A 25,930-nucleotide genomic window follows, 5' to 3' on the forward strand; every position below is an offset into this window, starting at 1 on the left:
TATCAGTACTTGCGGTTCGGCAGGGCTTCCTTCGCCTGCTCCTGGGTGAAGGTGGTCTCCTCGGTGAGGACCCGGGTCTCCACCGTCTCGCCGGCGTGGACCTTCTTGACCAGGTCCATCAGCTGGGTACCGAGCAGCGGCGAGCACTCCACGATGTAGTTGATCTTGCCCTCGGAGAGCGCCGTCATGCCGTCCTTGACCGCGTCGACCGTGATGATCTTGATGTCGGTGCCGGGCTTCTTGCCGGCCGCCTCGATCGCCTCGATCGCGCCGAGACCCATGTCGTCGTTGTGCGCGTAGAGCACGTCGATGTCCTTGACGGACTGGAGGAAGCCCTCCATGGTCGTCTTGCCCTCGGCCCGGGTGAAGTTACCGGTCTGCGACTTGACGATCTTGATGTTCGGGTTCGCCGCGATGGCCTCGGCGAAGCCCTTCTGCCGGTCGATCGCCGGCGCGGAGCCCGTGGTGCCCTGGAGCTCGACGACGTTGACCGGTCCGGTCGCGCTCGCCTCCTCCTTGACCAGCCAGTCGCCGGCCTCCTTGCCCTCCTTGACGAAGTCCGAGCCGAGGAAGGTCTTGTAGAGCGTGGTGTCGGTCGAGTCCACCGCGCGGTCGGTCAGGATCACCGGGATGCCGGCGTCCTTGGCCTCCTTGAGGACGGCGTCCCAGCCGGAGGTCACCACCGGGGAGAACGCGATGACGTCCACGCCCTGGGTGATGAAGCTGCGGATCGCCGTGATCTGGTTCTCCTGCTTGCCCTGGGCGTCGGAGAACTGGAGCTTGATGCCGGCCGCGGCCGCCTGCTCCTGAATGTCCTTGGTGTTGGCGGTACGCCAACCACTCTCGGCGCCGACCTGCGAGAAACCGAGGACGATCTGGCCGTCGTCGCCCGAGGCGCTGTCGTCGCCACCACCACAAGCGGAGAGCGCCGACACGGCCAGCAGGCCCGTCACCGCCGCCGCGATCATCTTCACGCGCACTTCAAACCTCCCGAACTGTTACCGTTCACAAAATGAGAAGCGGGCAGCGTTCAGCGCTGTCACCGCAGAGATCGCCGTGAACCTGCGACCGGTGTCACAGATTGCGTTTCGTGAGTGTTACCGTTCTCATCGTGGTCGTCAAGAGATCAGGATCGTTGTTTCAGGAAGGTTGCAAGAACGGCGGTTTCACCCGCTGCGACCGGACCGTCACCTGCTAGATATCGTCCAATGCCGACCTCTGACCCGGCGCCGGACACCGAACCGGCAGCCCAGCCGCCTGCACCCGCCCCCCGGCCACGAGCCGGCAAGGAGCGGGGCACCGTCATGCGCGACGTCGCGAAGCTGGCCGGGGTCTCGCATCAGACCGTCTCCCGGGTCGTCAACGACCATCCCAACGTGCGCGCCGAGACGCGGGAGCGTGTACTGGCGGCCATGCGCTCCCTCAACTACCGGCGCAACCTCGCCGCGCGCACCCTCGCCACCCGCGAGTCGCACACCCTCGGCATCATCGGCTTCGAGACCACCCTCTTCGGACCCGAGTCGATGCTCTACGGCATCGAGAGCGCGGCCCGCGGCGCCGGATACCTGGTCAGCGTCGCCACCGTCCGCGAGCTCTCCCACCGCCCGGTCCGGGAGGCGATGGACCGTCTCGCCCAGCACGACGTGGACGGGATAATCGCCATCGCGCCCAAGCCGGCGGTGATCACGGCGCTCACCCACGCGCCCGCCGGGCTCGCCTGCGTCGCCGTCGGAGGAGCCAACCCCGTGGTGGGTCCGGCCTCCGGTGCGGGGTCCGGCTTCGATCAGTTTCCCACCGTACGCGTGGACAACGCCGCCGGAGCCCGGCTCGCCACCCGGCACCTGCTGGACCTGGGACACGCCACCGTGCACCACGCCGCCGGACCGCCGGACTGGCCCGAGGCGCAGGCCCGTGTGGACGGCTGGCGGGAGACGCTCTACGCCGCGGGCGCCGTCGTGCCCCCGGTCACCCCCGGCTGGTGGGACGCCGCCGCCGGCTACGAGCAGGGCCGCCGGCTCGCCGCCGACCCGGAGGTCACCGCGGTCCTCTGTGCCAACGACCGGATAGCGCTCGGCGTGCTCCGCGCCATGCATGAGAACGGGCGGCGCGTACCGGAGGACGTCAGCGTGGTCGGCTTCGACGACATGCCGGACTCCGGCTACTTCATGCCCCCGCTCACCACGGTCCACCAGGACTTCGCCGAGCTGGGCCGTCGCGCGCTCGCCCTGCTGCTGCGGCACATGAGCCGCCCGGACGACGGCGCGCCGCCGGAGAACGTGGTGGTCGCCCCGGACCTGATCCTGCGGACGAGCACCGCCCCACGGAAGAACCGATGAGCGCCTCCCTCCCCCGAGGTCTCCCGTACTCCTGCCTACCCCCCTCTCGTCCGAATCCACCCTCTTGCGTCCGATCCGCGACATGACGGTTCGTTCACGCCCTGGTCATCCCGTGTGGAATTCACTTTCACCTCACCCTGACCGGTGAATGAACCGGTTCTTGCCGGCGGGTAGCCACTACAGTCCGAGGGGTGTCCGGATGCTCTTGCACCGGACGTCCTGCCCCTACGACGCGCACCTCTCCCGCCGGTTGCCGCCGGCCCGCGCGCCTTCTCGCCGTCGCCCGACACGGTCTCTCTCCCCGCACGCGGCTCCGCCGGACCGAACCTCCTTCGGTCCGGTGTGAACCACGCCTGGTCCCGGTCCCGTTCGACCCGTTGAAAGGACAGGTGAGCTGATGACCCCGGCATCCAGCGGCCCCGGATGGTGGCGCCGCCGACGGCACCCCAGTCTCTGCGGCACCCTAGCCATCACGTCCCCGACCGGCCGTTCCCTGGCGATCCCCCTCCGCGGCCGCGCCACGGTCCTGACCCCGCGCGGCACCGGCCTCCCCGGCCACGGCGAGGTCTGGGCCGTCCACGTCGACGCCGCCGCCACGATCACCGCCCTGATGATCCAATACGGCCCGTCCCCGTCGGCAGGCTCTTCCCCTTCCCCTTCGCCGGATTCCCCTTCCCCTTCGTGGGATTCTCCTTCCCCGGAGGACATCCAGTCCGGTCTCTGCTACCCGGGCCAGACGGTGACCCTCGCCGGGTCCCGCTTCACCTGGCACCATCCCGACCATCCGCCCCTTCTCGCCCCTCCGTCCGCCGCCGCCCCCGGCGCGCCACCCTCCCCCACCACCGCCGGGTCGTCGCCCTCCCCCGCCACCGCCGGCACGTCGCCCTCCCCCGCCGTCGGCACGTCGTCGTCGGTGCCGCCCGCTCCGCCTTCCTCGACCACCCCTCGCGGCCCGGCCAATCGGCACGCACCCTCGGCCGGGGAGATCCCGCACCCGCGCACCGAGGCGCTCCCACCCACGAACGCCCCGGCACCCGCACCCGACGCCCGCCAGCCCCGCAACGCCCGGACGCCGCAGCCACGGCCGGCCCCGTCCGACCCCGCCCCGAACGCCCGTGACGCCGATCCACCCAATCTCCGCCAGCGGGTCCAGGCCCTCTTCCGCGACCTGACCCACTCCGTCCGCCGCTGACGCCGCCCTCAGCCGGGGCCACGCGCCCTTTCGGCTGCCCGGCGTCACGGGGCGCGCCCCTTCGGCGGCCCGGCGGGCGTCGTGGGGTCCCGGCCGGCGTGAGGCGTGCGAGACTGGCGGGGTGAACGACGGGGATCCGCACATTCACGTGGAGGCCTCCGTGCCCAGCACGCGTGCGGCCGTCCGCAACCTCACCGCCTCGGTCTTCGGCCTGGTCGGCGAACTCCCCACCGAGGTGACGGCCGGCTGCGGCAAGCGCGTGCCGTACGCGATGACCTCCACCCGCCCGGAGAGCGTCACCTGCCTGGCCTGCCGCGAACACGCCCACACCCAGCACCTCCGCTTCGCCGAGCAGATCGTCACGATGGGCCCCACCCCCGGCATCACCATCCCGGCCACCGACATTGCCCGCGCCGCCGCCGAACACCGCGCCATCGCCCGCCGCTTCGCCGATCCGGCGTGACACGGCGCCTCCCACCGCTTCGCCGCGCCGCCGAACACCGCGCCGCCACCCACCGCTTCGCCGCGCCGCTGTGACGCGCCGCCACCTCGGATACCCGCCCAGGCGGCACTCGCGCCCACCCGGGCATGCTCAACGAGCCCACCCGAACACTCGCCGTCACGGAACGTCGGAGCCGACTGCTCCGGCGGCTCCGGCGGCTCCGGCGGCTCCGGCGGCTCCGGCGGCTCCGGCGGCCAAGGCTCGGTCATGGACGGCCGGGCGGCACCCCGGGTGGTGGGCTGGCGATCCGGGGTGTCTCGGGGCGGTGGGCTGGCGCTCCGGGGTGTCTCGGGCGCTCCGAGAGACCCGTGAACGCCAGCCACGCCGGGAAAGCTGGCGCCCAGAGGTCACTCAAGCCCGCTGAGACACCCGTGAACGCCAGCCGCGAAGATCGCCCCCGCAGTTGATCATGGAATGTCGATCAATGCCGGCCGGACAGGGCCCACTCCGCCCGGGGAAACCCCATCCCGACCCGGAACAACGACAGGAACGGGGGGCTGCGGCGCCTCCGGGAACGGGGCTGGCCAGGGGCGTACCCGGGAAGGGGGTTAAAGAAGGGTGGCGATGGTGTTGGGGATGGACCAGAGGGTGGCGCCGATGGCCGATGCGGCGGCTAGGGAAGTGATCAGAAGCGGCCAGGATGGCCAGAGGCGGTGGAGGGTGGCCAGGATCGCGAGGACCGCGAGCGGGAGGACGGTGAGGGTGATGTCGGGGAGGAGGACGCCGTCGGAGAAGGGGATGTCGGGGAAGCGCCACGGTGGGACGGCGGCCATCTCGTAGACGGACTGGGCCAGCAGGAGGCCGGATGCGGTGCCGAGGGCGAGGGCGGCGCGGGGGCGGGGAGCGGTGCGGACCGCGTGGCCGAGTACGGCGAAGAGTGGGCCGGCGATCAGGGAGGCCACCAGCCAGGCGGCCGTCATGATGGCCAACGAGAGGAGGCCGAACATGTCGGCGGAGGAGCCGTCCTCCAGGTAACCGCCGGACCAGCGGCGGCTGACCAGCAGGATCAGCAGGTAGTAGAGGAGGGTCGTGGCGGTCAGCAGCGCCGTCGCGGTGATCACGGCGCGGCGCAGGGTGGGTGCGGAGAAAGCCGTCAGGAAAGCGGCCAGGCCCCAGGCGAAACCGCTGCTGGTGAGCGCGGTCATCAACCGTCCGGGAGCGCCGTCGACCGAGTCGGCGAGGAAGGCCAGTACGGCCAGCAGGATGGACACCACGACGGGCACGACGACTGCGGGCGCGGCGAGCCGGAACCGTGACGGCGCCCCACCGGCGTGATCGACAGCGGCCGCGGGAGCGGGATCGATGGCCGCAGCCGGATCGGAATCGGTCACGGCAGAGGGAACGGCGGACGTGGGGTCGGGCACGGGGGAACCTTCCGCCGGAGGGACGCGCCAAGGTAGCAGGGCACGGCGACAGCTCCGCGGAGAGAGTGTGGCGGCCGGCCCGGGCGAGCTCCCAGCCACGCCCGGGCCGGCAGAACGTCGCCCTCCATCCGGTGGATGAGAGAGAACACCGGAAGGGTGGCGACATCCTGGAGGAGAGGGCGCGTCACACGCTGTTCGACACCGGTCCCAGGCAGCCGGACGTGTGAGCGCCTCTATCAGGTCTAGCGGGGGTTGCCGTAGTACGCGCCCGGGCCGTGCTTACGCTTGAAGTGGCGCTCCTGCAGGTGGGCGGGGGTGGCCGCGTTCGGGTTGAGCGCCAGGGTCTTCAGGGCCATCTCGGCGACGGCCTCGCAGATGATGGCGTGCTCGACCGACTTCTGCGGGGTGGCGCCCCAGGTGAACGGGCCGTGGTTGGCGACCAGCGCGGCGGGCATCGCGGCGGCGGCCTCGTCGTCGCCGATGGTCTCGATGATGACCTGGCCGGTGTTCCACTCGTAGTCGTGGGCGCACTCGTCGGCGGTGAGGCCGCGGGTGACCGGGACCGGGCCGTTGAACGTGTCGGCGTGCGTGGTGCCGAGGACCGGGATGTCCCGGTCGGCCTGGGCGAACGCGACGCCGTGAGTCGAGTGCGTGTGGGTGATGCCGCCGATCGAGGGCCACGCCAGGTAGAAGGCGCGGTGCGTCTCGGCGTCCACCGACGGGCGCAGGTCGCCGCCGAGGACCTTGCCGGTCTCGAGGTCGACGGGGACCAGCTTCTCCGCGGTCAGGTCGTCGTACGCGACACCGGAGGGCTTGATCAGGAAGAATCCGCCCTCGCGGTCGACACCACTGACGTTGCCCCAGGTGAGCTGGGCGAGACCGGCCTTGGGGATGACCAGGTTGGCCCGCAGCACATCCTGGCGCAGGGCCTCCGACCCGACTGTCACTTCGCCATCCTAAGCTCGACGACCGACGTTGTTAGCGTTCACCATACTGGATCCCGGGCCCACTCCTCAAAGCCCGAAAGGCCTGAATTTGATCATCTGAGCACGGATGTGAGTGTTAACACGACTGGCGATCAACCGAGCGCCGCCACGGCCTCGGCCACCCGGGCACGCAGCGCCGCCGGCAGTGGGGCGTACCCGGCCCGCACGGCGGCCGCCTGGCCCGCCTCGCTGGACGCGTACGCCAGTAATCCCCGCGCCGGCTCCCGCGTACCGGCCCAACACACCACCTCGTGGGTGACCTGCACCATCGGATAGGCCCCACCGTACGCGTTCCGGTAGTCCAGTTCGAGACGAAGGTCGGTCCCGGTGAACATCGCCTGCTCCACGGTGCGCGCCGCGGCCGCGTCGGCCGGCGCCACGCCGTCGACGAGCGCGGTGGTCAGCTCGTCGGCCCGGGCGCAGAAGGCCTCGACGTACCCGATCGCCCGTCCGTCCGGGCGATCGCGGCGGCCACCCGGTTGCTGTCCTTCTAGCCGATTCCGCCCGTGAGCGGCCAGTCGTTTACCGGCAGTTTGGAGAATGGCAAGGAATTCAGAGCGCATGGAGCAGTGCGAGGGTCTGCTCCAACTCCTCGCGGAGGACCCGGGCGGCACCCTCGGCGTCGCGCCGGACGATCGCGTCGACCAGTGCGGTGTGGCCGGCGTCGCCGTTGTTCGGGTCGCGTTCCCGCAGGCCGAGCAGCTCGACCAGGTCCAGCAACCGTTTCTGCAGCACCGGGACGAACTCGGTGAACAGGCCGTCCAGCACCGGGTTGTGCGCGGCTTCCACCACGGTCGCGTGCAGGGCGATGTCCGCCTCCACGAAAGCGGCGTCACCCTCGAGCGCCGCGGCCCGGCGGCGTTCGAGGGCCTCGCGCAGACGGATCAGGTCGCCGTGGCTCCGGCGGGTCGCGGCCAACTGCGCGGCACCGACCTCGACGAACATCCGGACCTCGTACACGTCGGTGATCGCGGCCCGGCGCAGTTTGACCGACCACTCCTCGACCGGCTCGGCGGCGAGGACGAAGACCCCGGAGCCGTGCCGGGCCTGCACCATCCCGGCGCCGGCGAGCGCGCGCAGCGCCTCCCGCACGGTGGAGCGGCCGACCCCGAGCATCTGCGCCAGGGTCGTCTCGCCGGGCAGCTTGGTGCCCACGGTCCAGTCACCGCCGGTGATCTGCGCACGCAGGCGCTCGGTGGCCTGCTCGACCAGGGGCGACGGGCGGATGGCGTCCAGCGGCATGCCGTCAACCTATCGGAAATTCAACTTGTCTGAGGAGCTGAGGAGTGGCTACCGTTGCGGGCATGGCTACCTTTCCCACGCTGCGCACCCCGGCGGGCCCGGTCCCGGCCGGCGCGCCGCACTGGAACCCGCAACGCCCCAGCGCGATGCCCCACCGGCGCTATCGCGCGGTCCACGACTGGGTCGACCTGCCGCTCACCGCGCGCACCTGGCCGCAGCGGCGCCTCGAGACCGCCCCGCTCTGGGTGCCGGTCGACCTGCGGGACGGCAACCAGGCGCTCGCCGAGCCGATGGACACCACCCGGAAGCGGCGGATGTTCGACCTGCTGGTCGCGATGGGCTTCAAGGAGATCGAGGTCGGCTATCCGTCGGCCAGCCAGACCGACTTCGACTTCGTGCGGCACCTGGCCACCAGCGGCGACGTCCCCGACGACGTGACGATCTCGGTCTTCACCGCGGCGCGGCAGGATCTGATCGACCGGACCGTGGAGTCGATCGCGGGTCTCCCCCGCACCCTGATCCACCTCTACACGGCGACCGCGCCGGCCTGGCGGAGCGTGGTGCTCGGGCGGGACCGCGACGAGCTGCACAAGATGATCCGCGAGTCGGCCACCCACGTGATGCGGCGGGCACCCGACTCGGCGCGGTTCGAGTTCTCGCCGGAGGTCTTCAACCTCACCGAGCCGGACTACGTCCTGGAGATCTGCAACGGTCTGACCGAGCTCTGGGACGCGAGCCCGGACCGCCCGGTGGTGCACAACCTGCCGGCCACCGTGGAGATCGCCACGCCGAACGTCTACGCCGACCAGATCGAGTACATGAGCCGCCACCTGGAGCGGCGGGACGCGGTGATCCTCTCGGTGCACCCGCACAACGACCGGGGCACCGGGGTGGCGTGCGCGGAGCTCGCGGTGCTGGCCGGAGCGCAGCGGGTCGAGGGGTGCCTGTTCGGCAACGGCGAGCGGACCGGCAACGTCGACCTGGTCACGCTGGCACTCAACCTCTACGCCCAGGGCGTCAACCCGATGATCGACTTCTCGGACATCGACGTGATCCGCGAGGTGGTCGAGCACTGCAACCGGATCCCGGTGCACCCCCGTCACCCGTACGGCGGGGACCTGGTCCACACGGCGTTCTCCGGCACGCACCAGGACGCCATCGCCAAGGGGCTCATCGAGCGGGCCGAGCGAGGCGGCGAGTTCTGGGAGGTGCCCTATCTCCCGATCGACCCGGCCGACGTGGGACGCACCTACGAGGAGGTCATCCGGATCAACTCGCAGTCGGGCAAGGGCGGCATCGCGCACCTGCTCCGGGTCCACCACGGGCTCGACCTGCCCCCGGCGATGCGCCCGGACTTCGCCCGCGCGGTCCAGCGGGTCACCGACGCCACCGGACGGGAGCTGGGCCACGGGGAGTTGCTGGCGCTGTTCGACGAGACCTACGTACGTCCCGGCCACACCGTGCTCTCCGCCTGGACCACCGAGGAGACCACACCGGGCGAGCACCACTTCCACGGCGCGCCGGCCGAAGACAGCAACGCACCAGCCGACAGGGCCACACCCACCGCCAGCAGCAGCGCGCCCGCCGGAAGGGCCACACCCGCCCGCAGCAGCGCGCCGGCTGGCAACAACGCGCCGGCCGACGACAGCGGGCCAGCCGACGGCAGCAGGCCAGCCAGCAGCAGCGTGGTGGTCGGTGGCGCCGTCGAGGGGGTCGGGAACGGGCCGTTGGCGGCGCTGGCGGATGCGCTGGGGATCGACATCCGGAGCTTCGCGCAGCACTCGGTGGGCAGCGGGCCGGAGAGCCCTGCGGTGGCCTATGCGGAGTGCCGCGTCGACGGGGTGATCTGGTGGGGCGCGGGGCGGGACACGTCGGTGCTGACCGCTTCGGTTCAGGCGGTGCTGGCGGCGGTGGCGAGGGCGCGCGCCTGAGGGAGACGGCGAGTGCGCCCGCCGTCCCGGGCCCATCGAACCGTATCGCCAGGCGGGGCGGACAGGCAGGGCGAACGGGCAGGGCAGGGCGGGCAGGGCGGACAAGCAGGGCAGGGCGGACAAGCAGGGCGGGGCGGGCAGGGCGGGCAGGGCGGGGCGGGCAGGGCGGGGCGGGGCGGACGGGTCTGCTCACGTGTGAGGTCGTCCGGCCGATGAGACGGAGGTGAGTGCCGGGCCCGTAGAACTGCTCCAGGATCCGCCGTTGCTGGCGGCGGCCTTCGCGTGCAGTCCGGCGGCAAAGGCGGTGATCGATGCCGACGGCCTCCTGACCGAGGTCAACGACGCGTTCTGTGCGCTGCTCGGATATGCCCGGGCGGAGTTGCTGGGCGCCGCGCAGCCGCAGCTGACCGAGGGTGCGCTGGCCGAGCGGGAGCTCACGCGGCGGGACGGGTCACGGGTGTGGGTGTCCGGGCATGCGGTGCGGGTCGAGGACCGGGGCGGGCGGCCGTACCTGGTCGTGGAGATCACCGACATGACCGAGGCGGTGGCGGCGCGGCGGGAGACCGACCGGCTGCGGACCACGATCGGGGTGCAGCGGGAGATCACCGCGGTGGCCGGGGACCGGGCGGCGGTGCTGCGGATGATGGCCGGGCGGACGCTGGAGGTGCTACCGGCCGGGGACAGCGCGGCGGTTCGGCTGGTCGACGCGGACGGGGGCAGCCTGCGGCTGGTGGCCGGGACCGGGCGGCTGGCCGATCGGGCGCTGCCGCCGCTGCCGCTGTGCGGGAACTTCGCGGCGCTCGCCGTCGCCGAGCGGGTCACACTGCGCAGCGACGACACCGAGGACGATCCGCGGGTGGATCGGGCGATGGCACGGTTCGCCGGAACACGGTCGCTGGTGGTCGCGCCGTTGCAGGCCGCCGGCGGGGACCCGTTCGGGGTGCTGATCGTCGGCAGCCGGCGGCCGGGGGCGTTCGACGAGGGGGACGAGCACCAGCTCACCCTGCTCGCCGACGCGCTCAGCGGGGCGCTCCGGCATGCCGAGGAGACCGCGATCCGGCAGGAGCTGCTGGCCCGGGCGACCGCGGCGGTGCAGGCCCTGGAACACGAGCGGGCCACGGTGCTGGACGCGATGGAACGGCTGGCGCAGAGCGAGCAGGGTTTCGCCGAGGTCTTCGACCACAGCCCGATCGCCAAGATGGTGATGGGACTGCGCGAACCCGACCTGGGACGGATCACGCTGGCGAACCCGGCGTTCGGGCGGCTCTTCGGCTATCCCGCGGCGGCCACCGCCACCCTGCGCGTCGCCGACCTGATCGGCGGCGACTCGCCGGAGCTGGACGCGGCGCTCGACGACCTGGCGTCCGGGCGGCGGCATCGCGGCGAGCGCGAGGTGGTGCTGCGGCACCGGGACGGCACCCCGCTGACCATCACCGCGCACACCTCGGTGATCAGTGACGAGCTGGGGCCGGCCACGGCGGTGGTCCAACTGCTCGACGTCACCACCGTACGCGCGACGGAACGCGCCATCGCCGAGCGGACCGCCGCGCTGGAGGCCGCCAACCATCTGAAGTCGGATCTGATCGGCATGCTGGGCCACGAGATCGGCAACCCGCTGACCGCGATCCGCGGGCACGCCGAGATCCTCGCCGACGACTGGCGGGAGCTGGACGACGCGCGCCGGAGCCGGGCCATCGAGGCGATCCTGCGGCAGACCGGGCGGCTCGACAACATCGCGCACGAGGTACTGACCATGGTCACCGTGGAGGCCGGGACGATCCGGGCCGACCGGCGGCGCCTGGATCTGCGTACCGAGATCGGGCATGCACTGGCCGCGGCCGACGCCGAGGAGCTGCCGGTGCACGGCGGCGACGCGGCGGTGCTGTTCCAGGCCGGTCACCTGCAGCAGATCCTGGTGAACCTGCTCTCCAACGCGGCCAAGTACGGCGGTGGCGCGATCGCGATCCGGATCGCCGAACGGGACGGCCGGGTGCTGGTCACCGTAGAGGACGGCGGGGCGGGCGTACCGGAGGATTTCCGGGATCTCCTCTTCGACCGGCTGGCCCGGGCCGACCGGGACGCGGCCACCGTGCAGGGCACCGGACTGGGGCTCTACATCGTGCGGGGTCTCGCCCACGCCAACCAGGGCGACATCCGGTACGAGCCGAACCCGGGCGGCGGTTCGCGCTTCATCCTGGAAGCCGAGAACGCCGAGAACGCCGAGAAAGGAAACAGCGCTTCCCGTTAGTTCATCCGAACGGATCGATCCCGTACGACGTCACCGCGCCCTGGACCACGAACGCCCGGTTCTGCGACGTGACCGCGGTGCGGCGAGCCGGTCCAGATCGTGGCGCCGAACAGCGACCGGGACCGGGTGGCGGCCGACGCGAGCGGGTACGGCGTCTTCCGGGTCGGCGGCGGGCACGGCGGTCGAGGTCACCGTCCGCGCCTCGGACTACGGCTTCCTCGCGGCCGGGTGCGGGGACCGGACCGGCCCGAACGTGACCGGCACGCCCGGCGAGTAGAGGACGCTCGCCGGTGGACCCTCGATCCCGGGAAGCCCGGCCGCGGCGACCAGGCCGTCGTCGAGGTCGAGCAGGTCGGCGCGGCGCAGCGACCAGCGGGGATGCTCGTTCGCCAGGTGCCGGGTGCCACCCCAGGCGGTGGTGTGCAGCCCCCAGCGCGCGGTGACGAAGTCCTCCAGCGGCGCCGGCTCGGCGATCGGCGCACCGACGCGGACGCTCATCCGGCTGACGGCCGGGGCAGGACCGGACGGCCAGCGGCGGCGGGACTCGTAGGTCAGGACGTCGCCGTCGCGGGTCAGGCGCATCCGGGACCACATGTACGGCAACCGCAGCGTGGCCCGCGCGGTCAGCACCGGGATCAGCCGCTCCGCGTCCAGCGAGAGGAAGACCACGGCCCGCCGCCCCTGCCCGTCGACACTGTAGAGCCGGACGTTGGTCTCCAGGAACGTACCGAGGTAGGGCACTCCCGGACCGCCGAGGAACCCGACGCCCTCCATCCGGAAGCCGATCAGCCCGACGTACGTGACACCGTCCAGGAGGTCCGGCCGGGTGCCCGCCGGTAACAGCGGCTCCACCAGCGCGGGGTCGGCCGCCCAGTGCAGGAACGCCAGGTCGGTCCAGCGCTGGTGGAGCAGCGGACGGCGGACCGGGCGGACGGTCAGCGGCGTGATCTCATCCACGTCGGGCCCCCACAGGAATCGATGAATGGCGATAGCATGCGGTGGTGAGACGACTGGCTGCCCTACTCGCTGTCACCCTCATCGCCCTACCCGCCCCGGCGCACGCCACCGGGAGACACGGTACCGAGCCGGTGTACGACTATGCCGCGGCCATCCGCGAACAGGTGTGGGTGGAGGCACCGGTCGACAGCGACGGCGACGGCGCGAAGGACCGGGTGGCGGTTCGCGTCATCCGGCCCGCGGAGACCGCCGGCGGGCTGCGGGTGCCGATCATCTTCCAGCCCAGCCCGTACTACGCCGGGCTCAACGACGTCCCGAATCACGACGACATCGACCGGGACGGCTCGGTCAGCGCCGGCGCCGCGGCCGGGGTGAACCGGGCCGACGACATCTTCTTCGCAGGCTACCTGGACAACTACTTCGTGCCGCGCGGGTACGCGGTGGTCTTCGCCGACAGCCTCGGCACCGGCGGCTCGACCGGCTGCCCCACCTCGGGCGGGCGCAACGAGACGCTGGGCATGAAGGCCGTGGTCGACTGGCTGAACGGGCGCGCCAGGGCGTTCGACGCCTCCGGCGCGACGGTCACCGCGACCTGGTCGACCGGGAACACCGGGATGATCGGGGCGTCGTACAACGGGACGCTGCCGAACGCGGTCGCCACCACCGGCGTCGAGGGTCTCAAGACGATCGTGCCGATCGCGGCGATCAGCAGCTGGTATGGCTACTACCGCGCGAACGGCGGCGTGGTCGCGCCCGGCGGATATCAGGGCGAGGACACCGACGTGCTGGCCAAGGCCGTCCTGACCCGGGCCGATCCGGAGGTCTGCGCGCCGGTGATGGACGAGCTGGAGCGGCTCCAGGACCGGGAGACCGGCGACTACAGCGCCTACTGGGCCGAGCGGGACTACCTGCGCGACGTGGACCGGGTGCGGGCGAGCGTGCTGCTGGTGCACGGTCTGCACGACGACAACGTCCGCACCGGCCAGGCCGGTCAGTGGTGGGACGCGCTTGCCGCGCGCCACATCCCGCGCAAGATCTGGTTGCATCAGGCCGGGCATGCGGATCCTTTCAACGTACGCCGTGACGCCTGGCTCACCACACTCAACAGGTGGTTCGATTTCTGGCTGTACGGGATCGACACCGGGATCATGCGGGAGCCGATGGCCGACGTGGAGGTCGCGCCGAACCAGTGGACGACCGCCTCGACCTGGCCGCTCCCCGACGGCCGGGACGTGCGGGTGCCGCTCGGCTCCGGATCCCGGGTGACCTTCGTGGACGACCCGTCGCGGACCGCCGACTCGCTCGTGGCCGACGAGACCTCGGCCGACCCGAACCGCTTCCTCTCGCTGGGCGCCCCGCTGACCGGGGAGACCCGGCTCTCCGGCACACCGCGGATCACCGTGACGGCGGACCTGGCCGGGGACTCGCCGTACCTGACCGCGCTGCTGGTCGACTACGGCGAGGCGGAGCGGTATGCGGGGACCCGTACGCTCACCGTGCAGGACTGCGTCGGCCCCGGCATCGACGGCGACCCGGGCTGCTTCAACCGCCGCGAGTACGTCACCGCCACCACACCGTACGAGATCGTCACCCGCGGCTGGCTGGACGTCCGCAACCGGCTCTCACCGTCCCGGACCGTCCCGATCGAGAGCGGTCGCCCGTACACGTTCCACTGGGACCTGCAGAGCACCGACCACGTCTTCGCGGCCGGACACCGGATCGGCGTGGTACTGATCTCCACCGAACGCGACCACACGCTGCGCTACCCGGCCGGCACCGTGATCGGCGTCCAGCCGGGCGTCTCCCACATCGACCTGCACCTCTCCTGACCGCTCCCGGTTCTGGCCGGCGTCCAGGGGTGACCCTGCTGGTCGACTCCGGCCCACCCGGGCGGGCCGGAATCCCGCGGACGGTGAGCCGACGATCCGGGTGCCTCGGCCGGCAGGCTGGCGATCCGGGGTGTCTCAGGCGCTCCGAGAGACCCGTGAACGCCAGCCACGCCGGGAAAGCTGGCGCCCAGAGGTCCCTCAAGCCCGCCGAGACACCCCTGACCACCAGCCGCGAAGATCATCCATCGCGGTTGATCATGAAAAGTCGATCAAACCCGGCCAGCCAGGGCCCACCCCGGACCATGACCGAGAACGCCCACCCCGCGACCCCGTCGGCGACGATCCCGCCGGCATCGACCAGCGGGGTCAGGGGGTGCCTCGTGTGGAGCGAGGCACCCCTGGGGGCCGGCCAAGACCCGGAGCGGCCGGTCAGGAGGAGTGGGCGGAGCGACGGCGGCGGCTCGTCGCCGGGGCCGCGTCGTGGTGGGCCAGCGTGGCCGGGTCCGGTAGACCGTGCGCCGCGGAGAGGCCGTCGCCGTCCTGCCGCAGGTGCCCCTCGGCGACCAGGTCGGCGAGGAGGCCGGTCAGGCGGGCGTCGGTCTCCGTGGAGCGGCGGGTGGACCAGCCGTAGAGCCGGATCGCGGCGGTCAGCGTCTCGTCGACGGTGAGGTGGCCGCCGTCGACGATCAGGTTCTCCAGGGCGATCCGAAGCTCGCTGTCGGCGATCTGGTCGGCCTTGCGGGCCACGCCGTCGGCGCGCTGCCGGACCACCGGGTGGGCCTGGAACGGATCACCGAGGAAGGTACCGTCCCAGGTCACCTCGCCACCGGCGGCGATCCGGGCGAGGACGTCCTCGATGGCGGTGCGGGCCGGCCGGGTGATCCGGGCCAGCTCCCACTCCTCGCGCATCCGCTGCAGCACCACCGTGATGTGCACCGGGCCCTCCACGATGGCCAGCCGCCGCAGGGCCGCGGCGATCTCCTCGTGCAGGTCCGGGTCGGTCAGGGCGGCGCCGGCCGGGAGCGGGTCGAGTTCCGCTTTACGGTACGGCTGTGCCCACTCGTCGGTGTGCCCGCCCGCGTTCTGCGCCGCCCAGAGCGCGGGTTCGGCCGGCTCCGGGGTCGCGGCGGCGGTGATCGGGTGCAGGTATCCGGGCGGGGCGCCCATCGTCTCCTCGAACTCGGCGACCGCGGCGGCGATCTCCGGCTGCCCCTCGAACGGGTTGTCGGCGCTCCACACCTGGACGCGCTCGTACTCCTCACCGTGCTCCGGCTCGCCGTACTCGAGATCCGGTTCGCCGTACTCCAGATCCGGCTCGCCGTACTCCAGATCCGGCTCGCTCTGCTCGCGCTCGAGCTCCGACAGCGGGGCCGAGGCGACCGCCTGGAACGCGGCGAGCGCCTCCGGGTCGGTCTCCCACGGGGCGAGGCGGGCCTCCTGACGGTCCCAGAGCTCGGCGTGGAAGCGGGCCGCGGTCTCCGCCGCCGCGGGCTCGACCAGCCCGGCCAGGAACTGCGACGCCGCCTCGACCAGCTCGTCCGCGTCGACGCCGAAGCGTTCGGCGACCTCGCTCAGGTCCTCGCGGCTGGCGTTGGTGTGCCGGGCGGACTCGGCGAGCTGCTCCCGGCTCAGGTCGAAGCGGGCGGCCGCGGCGGCCAGTTCCTCGGGCCCGACCACCGGCCAGTCGACCGGATCGGTGACCGTCCCGGCCGCGTGCAGATGCTCCGACGACAGGTGCTCGGACACCGCGTGCTCGGGTGCGTAGACCTGCTCGGGTGCGTAGACCTGCTCGGGTGCGTGCATCTGCTCGGGTGCGTAGGCCTGCTCGGCGGGCGCGGCGATCTCCTCGTCGGCGAGTTCGTGGTGGGTGGTCTCGGCGCCGGCCGCGTAGGCGGCGTGCAGGCCGTCCAGTTCGTGCGCCTCCTCCAGCTCGGCCTCGGCGGCCGCCTCCACGTCGGCCAGGCCGATGTCGTCCAGGTCGGACCAGGCGTGCTGGGCGGTGTACTCCTCGGCCACGCGGATCTCGTCGGCCACGCGGATCTCCTCGGCCACGTGGATCTCGTCGGCCGCGTGGATATCCTCGGCGTGGATCTCCTCGGCGGTGGCCTCGAACGCGCCGGCGGGCGCGGGTGAGACCGGGGCCGTCGAGGCGACCGTGAGCTCGGCCGGCTCCTCGTCGGGCAGCGCGGCGAAGGCGTCCTCGATCGCGTGCCGCAGCCGGGCCTCCTCCCCCGGACGGTCCAGGTACCACGCGGTGCCCCAGATCCGGTGCAGCTTCCAGCCGAGCCCGTCGAGCACCTGCTCGCGCAGCCGGTCCCGGTCCCGGGCACTCGGCGCGGCGTCGTAGCTGGTCCCGTCGCACTCGATGCCGAGCGCGTAGGGCGCGTTCCGCCGGGAGCCGCGCCGCACGGCCAGGTCGATCCGGAACCCGCCGGTGCCGACGTGGGTACGCACCCGGTAGCCCCAGCCCTGGATGGTCTCCCGGACCGAGTCCTCGAACGGGTTCTGCGACTCGGCGGTGAGCGCCGGCTCCTCCAGGCCCAGCGCCGGGATGCCCCGGGCGGCGTACTCCAGATACGCGGCGAGCGGGCGCAGGCCCTCGTCGTCCTCGGGCAGGTCCCGGGCGCGCAGCGCGGAGACCACCTCGACCCGGCGCTTGGCCCGGGTGGTGGCCACGTTGAGCCGGCGCCAGCCCTCCGGACCGGCCAGGCCGCCCAGTTCGCCGCCGATCGCGAAGATCACCACGTCCCGCTCGTCGCCCTGGATCAGGTCGAGGTCCTTGACGAAGAAGCCGCGCAGCCGGTCGTCCATCGGCGGGGCGACCATGTCGGCGACCGCGGCCTCGATCTCCAGCACGTCCCGCTCGGTGCAGGCGACCACGCCGAGGGTCAGGTCGGGGCGGGTGACGAAGTGGTGCGCCACCCGGGCGGCGACCAGCTCGGGCATCGCCATCTCGCCGTCGGCCGGGTAGAGCTGGACGCCGGCGTCCGGTCCGGGCGCGGCGGCGGCCGGGAACGTGTTGAGCGTGCCCTGGTAGAACGTGTGGTTGCTGAAGGCGATCAGCGACTCGTCGCGGCTGCGGTAGTGCGTAGCGAGGTCGAGCGAGCGGAACGCGCCGCAGGCCAGGGCGAGCTCCAGCACCGAGCGGGCCTCGCCGCCGGGCAGCGGCGCGGCCGGGAGCTGACGGTCGTCGCCGCAGACGATCAGTGCGGTACCCCGGTACGCGCAGGTGATCGCATCGGCGACCGGCACCCGGGACGCCTCGTCGATGATCACGGTGTCGAACTTGACGTCCGAGGGGATCAGCCGGCTCACGTCGGCCGGGGACATCACCAGGCACGGCTTCACCGAGAGGGCGGCGTTGCGCGTACGGTGCAGCAGCTCGCGTACCGGAAGGCGTTTGCCCTGGACCGCGGCCTGCGCGGCGGCCGCGGCCCGGAGCAGCGCGGCCTCGGCGGCGGCCGCCTCGGAGGGCTGCAGAGCGTCGACGGCGTTCATCACGTCGGCCGCCGCGGAGCGCTGCAACCGGGCGTCGAGCAGCCGGAACGCCGCGACCAGCTGGTCCCGTCCGGCGGCGTCCAGCGGGGGGAGGCGGTCGTCCTGGCGGATCAGCGTGTCGGCCCAGGACTGGAAGAGGGCCCGGCCCAGCACCGGCAGGATCTGCTCGACCGGCAGGTCACCGCGGACGCAGAAGTCCACCACCGTGTCCAGGCCGTGCTCGCTGAGGACCTGCCGGGCGCCCTGGTGGTCGAACCACTCCTGCTGGCCACGGCTGTCCTCGAGCAGGTCCCGGATCAGCACCCTGGCCTTCTCGAAGTCGTCCAGCGCGGCGGTCAGTGCCGGGTGCCGCTGCGGGGCGAAGGCGCGCAGGATCCAGTCCCGGGCGGCCTGCCACTCGGCGACCCGGGACGGCAGGACGTCGGTCGGGCGGGCCTTGCGCAGCGCGGCGGCCTGGCTCTCGGTGAGCGCGGTGTCGGCGCCGCCCAGCACCCGGCGGGCCTCCGAGGTCCACTCCATCGCGGTGGCGAGCGCGTCGATGTCGGTCTGGGTGCCCCGGTACGCGTCCCCGAGCACCTTCGCGTACTCGGTCGCGTTCCCGGTCAGCGCCGAGGACGCCTCCGACGCGCTCTCCCGCAGCAGCCCGATCGCGGCCGCCTCGGCGAGCGTGAAGTCCCGTCCCGCCGCCGTGCTGTACGCCTGGGTCAGCTCGGCCACCGCGGTGAACGGCTCGACGTGCGCCCGCAGCCAGACCACCGCGTCGTGGATCGGCCCGCCGGCCAGCTGCGGCCGGGGCGCCGGTTCGGGCGCCGGGCGCAGCGCCGCGATCCACCGGTCGAACTCCTTGCCGGCCTCGCCGACGATCCGGATGATCGCGCTGTTCGGGGTGGGTGCGCAGATCCGCTCGATCACCGCGGGCAGCGCCTCCGGCGGGGTGATCTGGGTGGCCTCCTCGGCGGTCCGCAGCGCGTGCAGGATCGCGTCGAAGTCGGTCTCCTGGCGGCGCCAGTGCCGGCCGAGGATCCCGGCGTACTCGCGCTCGGCGGCGTCCAGCTCGGCCAGGGCCTTCTTCCAGGCGGCGGCCGCGTCCAGGTTGGCCACCGCGGCGGAGCGGCTCACGTCCGGCAGCGCGATGTCGGCGGCCGCCCGCTTGTCCCGCCGGGCCTGCGCCCGCAGCTTGCGGATGCCCTTGTGCACGCTGTCGAACCGCTCGGCGAGCTGGTCCACCGGCTCGGCCAGCGCGGCGTCGTTGAAATACTGCCGGGCCCGGGTCTCGGCGGCGGTGGCCGTGTCGACCGCCCGCCGGAGAACCCGGACCGCGGTGTGCGCCCGGGTCGTCCCCATCGTGTCGAACCAGGCCGGCTCGGGCTTGTCCGGGCGGGAGAGCAGGTCGACGACGGCGGCGAGCCGGGTCAGGTCGGGGAAGGCCACCACGTTGGGCAGGCCGAGCCGGGCGGTGACCCGGTCCAGGCTGTGCTGGTGCTGCTCCAGCCGGTCGGCCTCGTCGGCGAACCGGCGGGCCAGCCCGCTGGCCTGGGTCGCGGTCAGCGGGAGCAGTTCGATCGCCGGCGGGCTCAGGTGCGCCAGGCTCGGGATCAGCGGCAGCTTCGCCGGGTTGGGCAGCGCGCTCCAGGTCACCCCGGCCTTGGCGCGGACCGCCTCCTCGGCCTGGTTCAGCGTCCGGAGGTGGCCGACCAGGCTCTCGGTGGCCCGGGCGACCGGCTCCAGGCTGGCCAGCGTGAGCCACTCGTCGGCGGCGGCGGGCGGCCGCCGGGAGGCGTGCCCGACCAGCGTGGTCAGGGTGATCCCGGAGCCGATGTCGTGCGCGCCGAACGCGTCGGCGAGCGGGTCCTGGCCGAACGCCGTCCGCAGGTGCTCCAGCGCGGACTGTGCCTGGTGCAGCCGGGCGTCCAGGCGGTTGCGGTCGATCACGTCCCGCCAGAGGAACCCGTCGCCCTGGACCGCCGGGCGCCAGGCCCGGCCGAGCCGCTCGGCGGCGTCCCGGACCTGCTGCAGCGACGCGGTGGTGAGCGGGATCGGCAGCTCCGGCGGTACCGGCGCCTCGGGGACGTCGGTCATCTGCGCGCACATGCCGAGCACGTCGTGCAGCCGGTGGCCGAGCGGCTCACGGACCTCGTTCATCGCCTCGGCGTACGCGTTCAGCCGCCGCCGGTACTCGATCAGCTCCTCGCGCTCGTCGGTGGAGAGCCCGGGCGGCGGCAGCGGGATGAAGTCCAGCGCCTGGGCCAGCGCGGACGCCACCTGGTCCCGGCCGGTGTTGTCGCTGTGCAGTTCGAGCAGGTAGTCGTGCAGGCCGGAGGGGCGCAGCCGTTCCCGGACCACGTCCAGCGCGGCGGCCTTCTCGCTGACGAAGAGCACCCGCCGGCCGGCCGCGATCAGGCAGCCGATGGTGTTCGCGATGGTCTGCGACTTGCCGGTGCCGGGCGCGCCGCGCATCACGAAGCTACGGCCGTGCAGGGCGGCGGCGACGCAGGAGCGCTGGCCGGCGTCCGCGTCGAGCACCAGCGGCACGTCGTCGGGCGCGGAGAGCTCGTCGATCCGGCGGGGCGGGGCGGGTTCGAACCGGAACGAGTCGGTCTGCTCGTCCGCGGGCGTGGTCAGCGCGCGGACCACCGGATGGGCGAGGATCTGGCGCTCGTTGTCGCGCAGGTCGGTGTACATGATCTCGCGGTGCACCGGGAACCGGGCGAGCCGGACCGCCTCGTCGGAGTGCCAGGCCGGGTGGTCGCCGATCGCCGCGTCCAGCCGGGCCCAGAAGACCGTCACGTCCAGGCCGACGAGCGAGTCCACCATCGGCAGGTCGACGCCCTGGCGGCGGAGCACGATCTCCAGCGCCGGGTTGACGATCGGGTCCTCCGGGCGGACCTGCAGCCGCGGGTAGTCGTGCGGGTCCGGGGTGGTCAGCTCGACCGGGATCAGCAGGATCGGGCTGGCGTACTCGGGTTCGGCGTCCTGGCCCGGGCGCCAGTAGAGCGTGCCGACCGACAGGTGCAGCGGGGAGAGGCCGTGCTCCAGGTGGTCGCGCTGGGCGGTACGCAGCAGGGCGCGCAGCGTGGCGTCCATCTCGGCGTCGGAGAGCGCGGTCTGGAAGACGTTGGTGATCCGCGGCCGCGGGCCCTCGGCCTGTTCCTCGATGCCGAGGAAGCCGCACTCACGGCCCTGCTGCAGCGCCTCGATGACGCTGCGCGGCGACGGGCTGACGATCTCCACCACAGCGGGCCGGCCCCGCCCGACGTCGATCAGCGGGTTGGCGCCGGTGAGGTCGAGCAGGCCGTCACGCCATGATTCCAGCGTCGCCCGCACGTGCGTATCCGGCCGCCCGGTCAACCCGTCCGCATGATCCCACCGCATTTTCCCATTCCAGCAAGGCGACGGGCCGAATGTGGGCGTTTTTTCGGGTTGATCCTATGTTCCGGACAGATCCCTTATTTCCGGCGGCCGCGCGACGGGCACGAGGCGGGCGCGCATCACCGGCCCGGGCGCGGGCGTCAGCGGGGCCGGGCGCGGCGTCACCGGGCCCGGGCGCGGGCTAGTGGGGTGGTCAGTCCCAGGTCGGGACCCACCACTGCCAGCCCGCCGGGGCCAGCGGCCAGCCCGGGTCCGGGCGCCAGCTCTCCGGCGGGTACCAGCCGTCCGGCGGGGTCGGCCAGCCCGGCGGGACCACGAACTTCACCCCGGTGGGTGCGGGCGGGATGTCCGGGTGCGGGTTCTCCTCCGGGGCCGGGGAGACCGGCGCGGCGGCCGCCGCGGCCACGGCCGCGTGCTGGTTCATCACCACGGCGGTGAGCGCCGGGATCACGGTGGTCTCGGCGATCTCCGCGTTCGGCCCGCCGAAGAGGGTGCCGGGGCCCGGCGCGTCGACCGGCCCGCCGAACAGGGTGCCGGAGCCCGGCGCGTCGACCGGGCCGCCGAAGAGGGTGCCGGGGCCGCTCACCGGGGAGCCCGGGAGGGGCGCCGGGCTGATCGGGACCGGGCTGGTCGGCGCGATCGCCTCGGGCGGCAACGGCGGGCCGCTCACCGGCGGCGCGGTGGTCGGCCCGGCGATGGTCGGCACCGGACCGCTGACCGAGGAGGCCCAGCCCGGCACCTGGGTGCTCGGCTGTACCCAGGTCGGCACCAGTTCGCTGCGGTCCATCCAGGTGGGCTCGGGGGCGGGCTGCGGTACGGCCCAGGTCGGCACGGTGTCCTGCGGTGTCATCCAGGTCGGCACCGGGCCCGCGCCGTTGAGCGGCGGCATCGGCCCGGCCCCGGCGAACGAGGGCATCGCGCCGGAACCGGAGGTGGGCGGAACCGGGGTGGTCGCGGGCGCCGGGGTGAGCCGGCCGGAGACCGCGCCCACCGAGCGGGACGAGCCCAGCCAGCTCTCGCCGAGGTCCTGGACCCGGGCGATGTAGAGCAGGATCTCGACGCTCATGGTGCTCTTGACGATCGCCCGCGCCGCGGTGACCAGGCCGCGCTCCGACTGGTGGCGCAGCACCGGGAGCAGCTCGCCGCTCATCTTCGGGCTCAGGTCGCCGACCCGCTTGTCGCCGAGCCGGACCTCGACCAGGTGGTCCGCCATCTCCTGCAGGGTCACGTAGACCCAGCACTCGCCCTCGGTCCGGTACAGCGGGGCGAGCGCGTCCAGGTGCTGGTCCTGGCCGTTGACCTGGACCGCCGAGCCGGTCGGGAGCAGCCGGTGCTCCTGGACGGGCGGCTGGTTGGCCGGCACCAGCATGTGCGGCTCGGCCAGGTCGAGGCGGATGTTCGCGTCGAACGAGTTCGGGTTGCCGTCCCACTCGCGGCCGTGGATCTGCGCGTTGACCTCGGGGACCAGGTTGCGCTTGGTGAGCTCGGTGAGCACCGGGGAGTAGCGGGCGGCCTCGGGGCGGGGCAGGTGCCCGAGCAGCTGGCTGTCGGCCCAGACCCCGACGGCGTTGCGGTCGTGCCGGTTCGTACGGTCGGGGATGAGCTGGACCGGGAGGGTGAGGTCGGTTCCCTGCGGATTGAAGTCAGCGCCGAAGAGGGCACGTATCGACTTCGCGTAGTGCGTCTCGCCGACCACCTCGGCGCTTGCCCATCCCGCTTGACCCCAGAGTTGGAACCGATTTGCCACACGGGAACGCTAGTGTCTGCTTTCCGTCAGTGCGTCGTCCGTACGGTCGACGGCACTCAGCCGGACGGTCCGTATCCAAAAGATCAACAGGAAGCGACGGGCCAGTGTCGACGTTGCCGGCACTGGCCCCACTTCGCCCCGAAAGCGAAGAAACGATCAGTCCGTGATCTTGATGACCATCTTGCCGGTGTTCTCGCCGCGCAGCAGCCCCAGGAACGCCTCCGGGGCGTTGGCCAGGCCCTCGACCACGGTCTCCCGGGCGCCGATCCGGCCCTCGCGCAGCCAGCCGCCGACCTCGCCGAGGAACGCCGGCATCCGGTCGTAGTGGTTGCCGACGATGAAGCCGCGCAGGTTGATCTCCTTGCCGATGGCGGAGGCCAGGTTACGCGGGCCGGACGGCGCCGCGACGTCGTTGTACTGGGCGATCGCGCCGCAGAGGGCGAACCGGGCGTACTTGTTGGCCGACGCGATCGCCGCCTCCAGGTGCTCGCCGCCGACGTTGTCGAAGTAGACGTCGACGCCGTCCGGGGCGGCCGCGCGGAGCTGCTCGCGGACCGGGGCGTCCCGGTAGTTGAACGCCGCGTCGAAGCCCAGGTCCTCGACCAGGTGCGTGACCTTCTCGGCCGACCCGGCACTGCCGATCACCCGCTTGGCGCCGCGCAGCCGGGCGATCTGGCCGACCACGCCGCCCACCGCACCCGCGGCGCCGGAGACGAAGACCGTGTCGCCCTCCTTGAACTGCGCGATGTCCAGCAGCCCGACGTACGCGGTGAGCCCGGTCATCCCGAGGATGCCCAGGTAGGAGGAGAGCGTCGGCGCCGCGGCCGGGTCCACCACCCGGACCGACGAGCCGTCCAGGACCGCGTGGTCACGCCAGCCCAGGCCGTGCAGCACCGTCGCGCCGACCGGCACCGTCTCGGCATTGGAGGCGATCACCTCGCCGACCGCGCCGCCGTCGAGGGCCACACCCAGCTGGAACGGCGGGACGTAGGACTTCACGTCGTTCATCCGCCCCCGCATGTACGGGTCCACCGACATGAACCGGTTGCGGACCAGCACCTGACCCGGCCCCGGCACCGGCGTCTCGACCTCGACCAGCGCGAAGTTATCGGCGGTCGGCCATCCGCTGGGTCGGCTGGCGAGGCGGATCTCCTGCATGGGTGCACTCCTCAGACTCATCGTTGTGTGGAATCGACAGTACGTCGAAAAACTCGACACCACGTTACGGTTAGGCCATGAGCTCCCCCACCACCGGTCGCCGGCGCGGTCCCAGCAAGGGTGACCTGCGCGAGCGGGCCATCCTCGACACCGCCCGTGAGCTGCTGCGGCGCAAGCCGCTCGCGGAGATCACCATCGACGAGCTGGCGGGTGGCGCGCAGATCTCCCGGTCCAGCTTCTACTTCTACTTCGACTCCAAGACCGCCGTCGTGGTGGCGCTCCTGCACGGCCTCTCCGCCGAGGTGAGCCGGGACACCGGACCCTGGCTGGACGGGACCGGGCCGGACCGGGCGGCGCTGCGGCAGTCGATCGCCTCGCTCGCCGCGCTCTGGCGCGACCACGGCCGCCTGCTCACCGGCGCGCTCGCCGCCGCGCCGGGCTGCCCGCCGATCGCCGAGTGGCGGGCCGGGCTGCGCCGCGGGCACGTGGAGCGGCTCACCGCCCGGATCGAGCGGGACCGGGCCGCGGGCCTGGCGCCGGGCGGGCCGTCCGCGCGGGTGCTCGCCGAGCTCGCCGACGACCTGCAGCTGGCCGCGTTCGCCGGGGCCACCGATCCGGAGGGCCTGGTCGACGACCTGGTCACGGTCGAGCTGCGCATGATGTACGGCGATTTACCCCCGGAGGAGGCCACCGTCGGCGCACCCTGAGGTCATGCGTATCGGTGTGATTGGTGCGGGTCAGCTCGGCGGCACTCTCGCGACGTGGTGCGCCGAGAGCGGCCACGAGGTGGCGGTCACCTCGCGGCATCCGGAACGCCTCGCGGCGCTCGAGGGCGAGCACGTCCACGCGATGGCGATCCCGGATGCGGCCGACTTCGGTGACGTGATCATCTTCGCCCCGAACTGGGACTCCGCGAAGGAGGCCGTGGACCTGGCGCACGACGCGCTGGCCGGCAAGGTGGTCATCGACGCGACCAACCCGGACCGGCAGTCCCTCGGCTACGGCTCACTGCCGGACGCGCCCGGTCCCGGCGGTCTGGCCGCCCCGCAGATAGCGGCGCAGTACCTCAAGTCCCGCAGCGGCTTCGAGACACTGATCGGCTGGGCGCCCGGGGCGCACTGGGTGAAGGCGTTCAACACCATCCCGGCCGACGTGCTGGACCGGCGGCGCGGGCACGACCCGCTGCTCGCCGAGTTCATCTGCACCGATCAGCGGGACGCCCGGGAGGCGGCCAACCGGCTCATCTGCGATCTGGGCTTCGCGCCGTTCTTCGCCGGTGGCCCGTCGGCCGCGCGGCTCACCGAGACCGGTGGCCCGCTGCAGCGCCGGGAGATCGACGTGCGGGACGCCAAGGACGTGCTGGCCGAGGCGCTCGCCTCGGTTCACTGAGCGTCCCGGTTCTCCTCCCCGCCGGCGAGGCGGTCCGCCCGGTCGCGCTGTCCGGCCGCGATGACCGCGGCCTGCCGGCGGGAGTGCTCCTGCAGGCGCATCCGCAGCCAGGCGGTATGGGTGTCGCGCGCCGACGTCTGTGTCGCGGTGCCGATGCTGATCGTCATCTCGGGCTCCTCAAG

18 protein-coding genes are annotated in these 25,930 nt (G+C 72.7%); 8 read left to right on the plus strand and 10 right to left on the minus strand.

Going from position 1 to position 25,930, the window contains the following annotated elements; genetic code table 11:
* Nucleotides 1–2 precede the first annotated feature (2 nt).
* A complete protein-coding gene (locus AB0M08_RS04395; RefSeq protein WP_364488222.1) occupies nucleotides 3–980 on the minus strand; it encodes an ABC transporter substrate-binding protein in 978 nt (325 codons plus the stop codon).
* A 324-nt stretch (nucleotides 981–1,304) separates the two neighbouring features.
* Here AB0M08_RS04395 and AB0M08_RS04400 point away from each other — a divergent pair, with 324 nt between their 5' ends.
* From AB0M08_RS04400 to AB0M08_RS04410, 3 genes are all read left to right on the plus strand, one after another.
* The gene (locus tag AB0M08_RS04400; RefSeq protein WP_364488225.1) at nucleotides 1,305–2,336 is read left to right on the plus strand and encodes a LacI family DNA-binding transcriptional regulator; all 1,032 of its coding nucleotides are present in this window, start codon (nucleotides 1,305–1,307) and stop codon (nucleotides 2,334–2,336) included.
* 397 nt (nucleotides 2,337–2,733) lie between these two features.
* Entirely contained in the window at nucleotides 2,734–3,528 is a 795-nt protein-coding gene (locus AB0M08_RS04405) for a hypothetical protein (protein WP_364488228.1), read from the plus strand.
* Nucleotides 3,529–3,688: 160 nt separating this feature from the next.
* Nucleotides 3,689–3,991: a hypothetical protein gene (locus tag AB0M08_RS04410; RefSeq protein ID WP_364488231.1), complete on the plus strand. Its 303-nt coding sequence runs from the start codon at nucleotides 3,689–3,691 to the stop codon at nucleotides 3,989–3,991.
* Nucleotides 3,992–4,578: 587 nt separating this feature from the next.
* Here AB0M08_RS04410 and AB0M08_RS04415 read toward each other — a convergent pair.
* The 4 genes from AB0M08_RS04415 to AB0M08_RS04430 all read right to left on the minus strand — a co-directional run bounded on the left by AB0M08_RS04415 (nucleotide 4,579) and on the right by AB0M08_RS04430 (nucleotide 7,622).
* On the minus strand, nucleotides 4,579–5,394 hold the full coding sequence (locus AB0M08_RS04415) for a DUF6518 family protein (RefSeq protein ID WP_364488234.1): 816 nt from the start codon (nucleotides 5,392–5,394) through the stop codon (nucleotides 4,579–4,581).
* A 242-nt stretch (nucleotides 5,395–5,636) separates the two neighbouring features.
* The gene (gene araD / locus AB0M08_RS04420) at nucleotides 5,637–6,341 is read right to left on the minus strand and encodes an L-ribulose-5-phosphate 4-epimerase AraD (RefSeq protein WP_364488237.1); all 705 of its coding nucleotides are present in this window, start codon (nucleotides 6,339–6,341) and stop codon (nucleotides 5,637–5,639) included.
* Between the two features lie 131 nt (nucleotides 6,342–6,472).
* Entirely contained in the window at nucleotides 6,473–6,943 is a 471-nt protein-coding gene (locus AB0M08_RS04425; RefSeq protein ID WP_364488240.1) for a hypothetical protein, read from the minus strand.
* The gene (locus tag AB0M08_RS04430; protein ID WP_364488243.1) at nucleotides 6,933–7,622 is read right to left on the minus strand and encodes an FCD domain-containing protein; all 690 of its coding nucleotides are present in this window, start codon (nucleotides 7,620–7,622) and stop codon (nucleotides 6,933–6,935) included. Before AB0M08_RS04430 ends, AB0M08_RS04425 begins: the two co-directional genes overlap by 11 nt.
* 146 nt (nucleotides 7,623–7,768) lie before the next feature.
* Here AB0M08_RS04430 and AB0M08_RS04435 point away from each other — a divergent pair, with 146 nt between their 5' ends.
* Nucleotides 7,769–9,553 carry a 2-isopropylmalate synthase gene (locus AB0M08_RS04435; protein ID WP_364488940.1) on the plus strand — a complete coding sequence of 595 codons (1,785 nt, stop codon included), beginning with the start codon at nucleotides 7,769–7,771 and terminating at the stop codon, nucleotides 9,551–9,553.
* A 223-nt stretch (nucleotides 9,554–9,776) separates the two neighbouring features.
* A complete protein-coding gene (locus AB0M08_RS04440) occupies nucleotides 9,777–11,801 on the plus strand; it encodes a PAS domain S-box protein (RefSeq protein WP_364488246.1) in 2,025 nt (674 codons plus the stop codon).
* A 207-nt stretch (nucleotides 11,802–12,008) separates the two neighbouring features.
* Here AB0M08_RS04440 and AB0M08_RS04445 read toward each other — a convergent pair whose 3' ends face one another.
* Nucleotides 12,009–12,758: a DUF2071 domain-containing protein gene (locus tag AB0M08_RS04445; protein ID WP_364488249.1), complete on the minus strand. Its 750-nt coding sequence runs from the start codon at nucleotides 12,756–12,758 to the stop codon at nucleotides 12,009–12,011.
* Between the two features lie 44 nt (nucleotides 12,759–12,802).
* Between AB0M08_RS04445 and AB0M08_RS04450 the strand changes: the two genes are divergently transcribed.
* Nucleotides 12,803–14,587: a Xaa-Pro dipeptidyl-peptidase gene (locus AB0M08_RS04450; RefSeq protein ID WP_364488252.1), complete on the plus strand. Its 1,785-nt coding sequence runs from the start codon at nucleotides 12,803–12,805 to the stop codon at nucleotides 14,585–14,587.
* A 429-nt stretch (nucleotides 14,588–15,016) separates the two neighbouring features.
* Here the strand turns inward: AB0M08_RS04450 and AB0M08_RS04455 are convergent, their stop codons facing one another.
* The 3 genes from AB0M08_RS04455 to AB0M08_RS04465 all read right to left on the minus strand — a co-directional run bounded on the left by AB0M08_RS04455 (nucleotide 15,017) and on the right by AB0M08_RS04465 (nucleotide 24,359).
* Nucleotides 15,017–21,457: a DUF4011 domain-containing protein gene (locus tag AB0M08_RS04455; RefSeq protein ID WP_364488255.1), complete on the minus strand. Its 6,441-nt coding sequence runs from the start codon at nucleotides 21,455–21,457 to the stop codon at nucleotides 15,017–15,019.
* A 190-nt stretch (nucleotides 21,458–21,647) separates the two neighbouring features.
* A complete protein-coding gene (locus tag AB0M08_RS04460) occupies nucleotides 21,648–23,201 on the minus strand; it encodes a hypothetical protein (RefSeq protein ID WP_364488258.1) in 1,554 nt (517 codons plus the stop codon).
* Nucleotides 23,202–23,357: 156 nt separating this feature from the next.
* Nucleotides 23,358–24,359, minus strand: a complete 1,002-nt coding sequence (locus tag AB0M08_RS04465; protein ID WP_364488261.1) for an NADP-dependent oxidoreductase — start codon at nucleotides 24,357–24,359, stop codon at nucleotides 23,358–23,360.
* Nucleotides 24,360–24,436: 77 nt separating this feature from the next.
* Between AB0M08_RS04465 and AB0M08_RS04470 the strand changes: the two genes are divergently transcribed.
* Nucleotides 24,437–25,066, plus strand: coding sequence for a TetR/AcrR family transcriptional regulator (locus tag AB0M08_RS04470; protein ID WP_364488264.1), 630 nt, complete (start codon nucleotides 24,437–24,439; stop codon nucleotides 25,064–25,066).
* Between the two features lie 4 nt (nucleotides 25,067–25,070).
* Nucleotides 25,071–25,748 (plus strand): NAD(P)-binding domain-containing protein, encoded by a 678-nt coding sequence (locus AB0M08_RS04475; protein ID WP_364488267.1) that lies wholly within the window; start codon nucleotides 25,071–25,073, stop codon nucleotides 25,746–25,748.
* On the opposite strand, the gene AB0M08_RS04480 is transcribed toward AB0M08_RS04475, so the two are convergent.
* Nucleotides 25,742–25,915, minus strand: coding sequence for a hypothetical protein (locus AB0M08_RS04480; protein WP_364488270.1), 174 nt, complete (start codon nucleotides 25,913–25,915; stop codon nucleotides 25,742–25,744). The genes AB0M08_RS04475 and AB0M08_RS04480 overlap by 7 nt on opposite strands.
* Between the last annotated feature and the right edge of the window lie 15 nt (nucleotides 25,916–25,930).

Source organism: Actinoplanes sp. NPDC051851 (genome assembly GCF_040681165.1).
Lineage (GTDB): Bacteria > Actinomycetota > Actinomycetes > Mycobacteriales > Micromonosporaceae > Actinoplanes.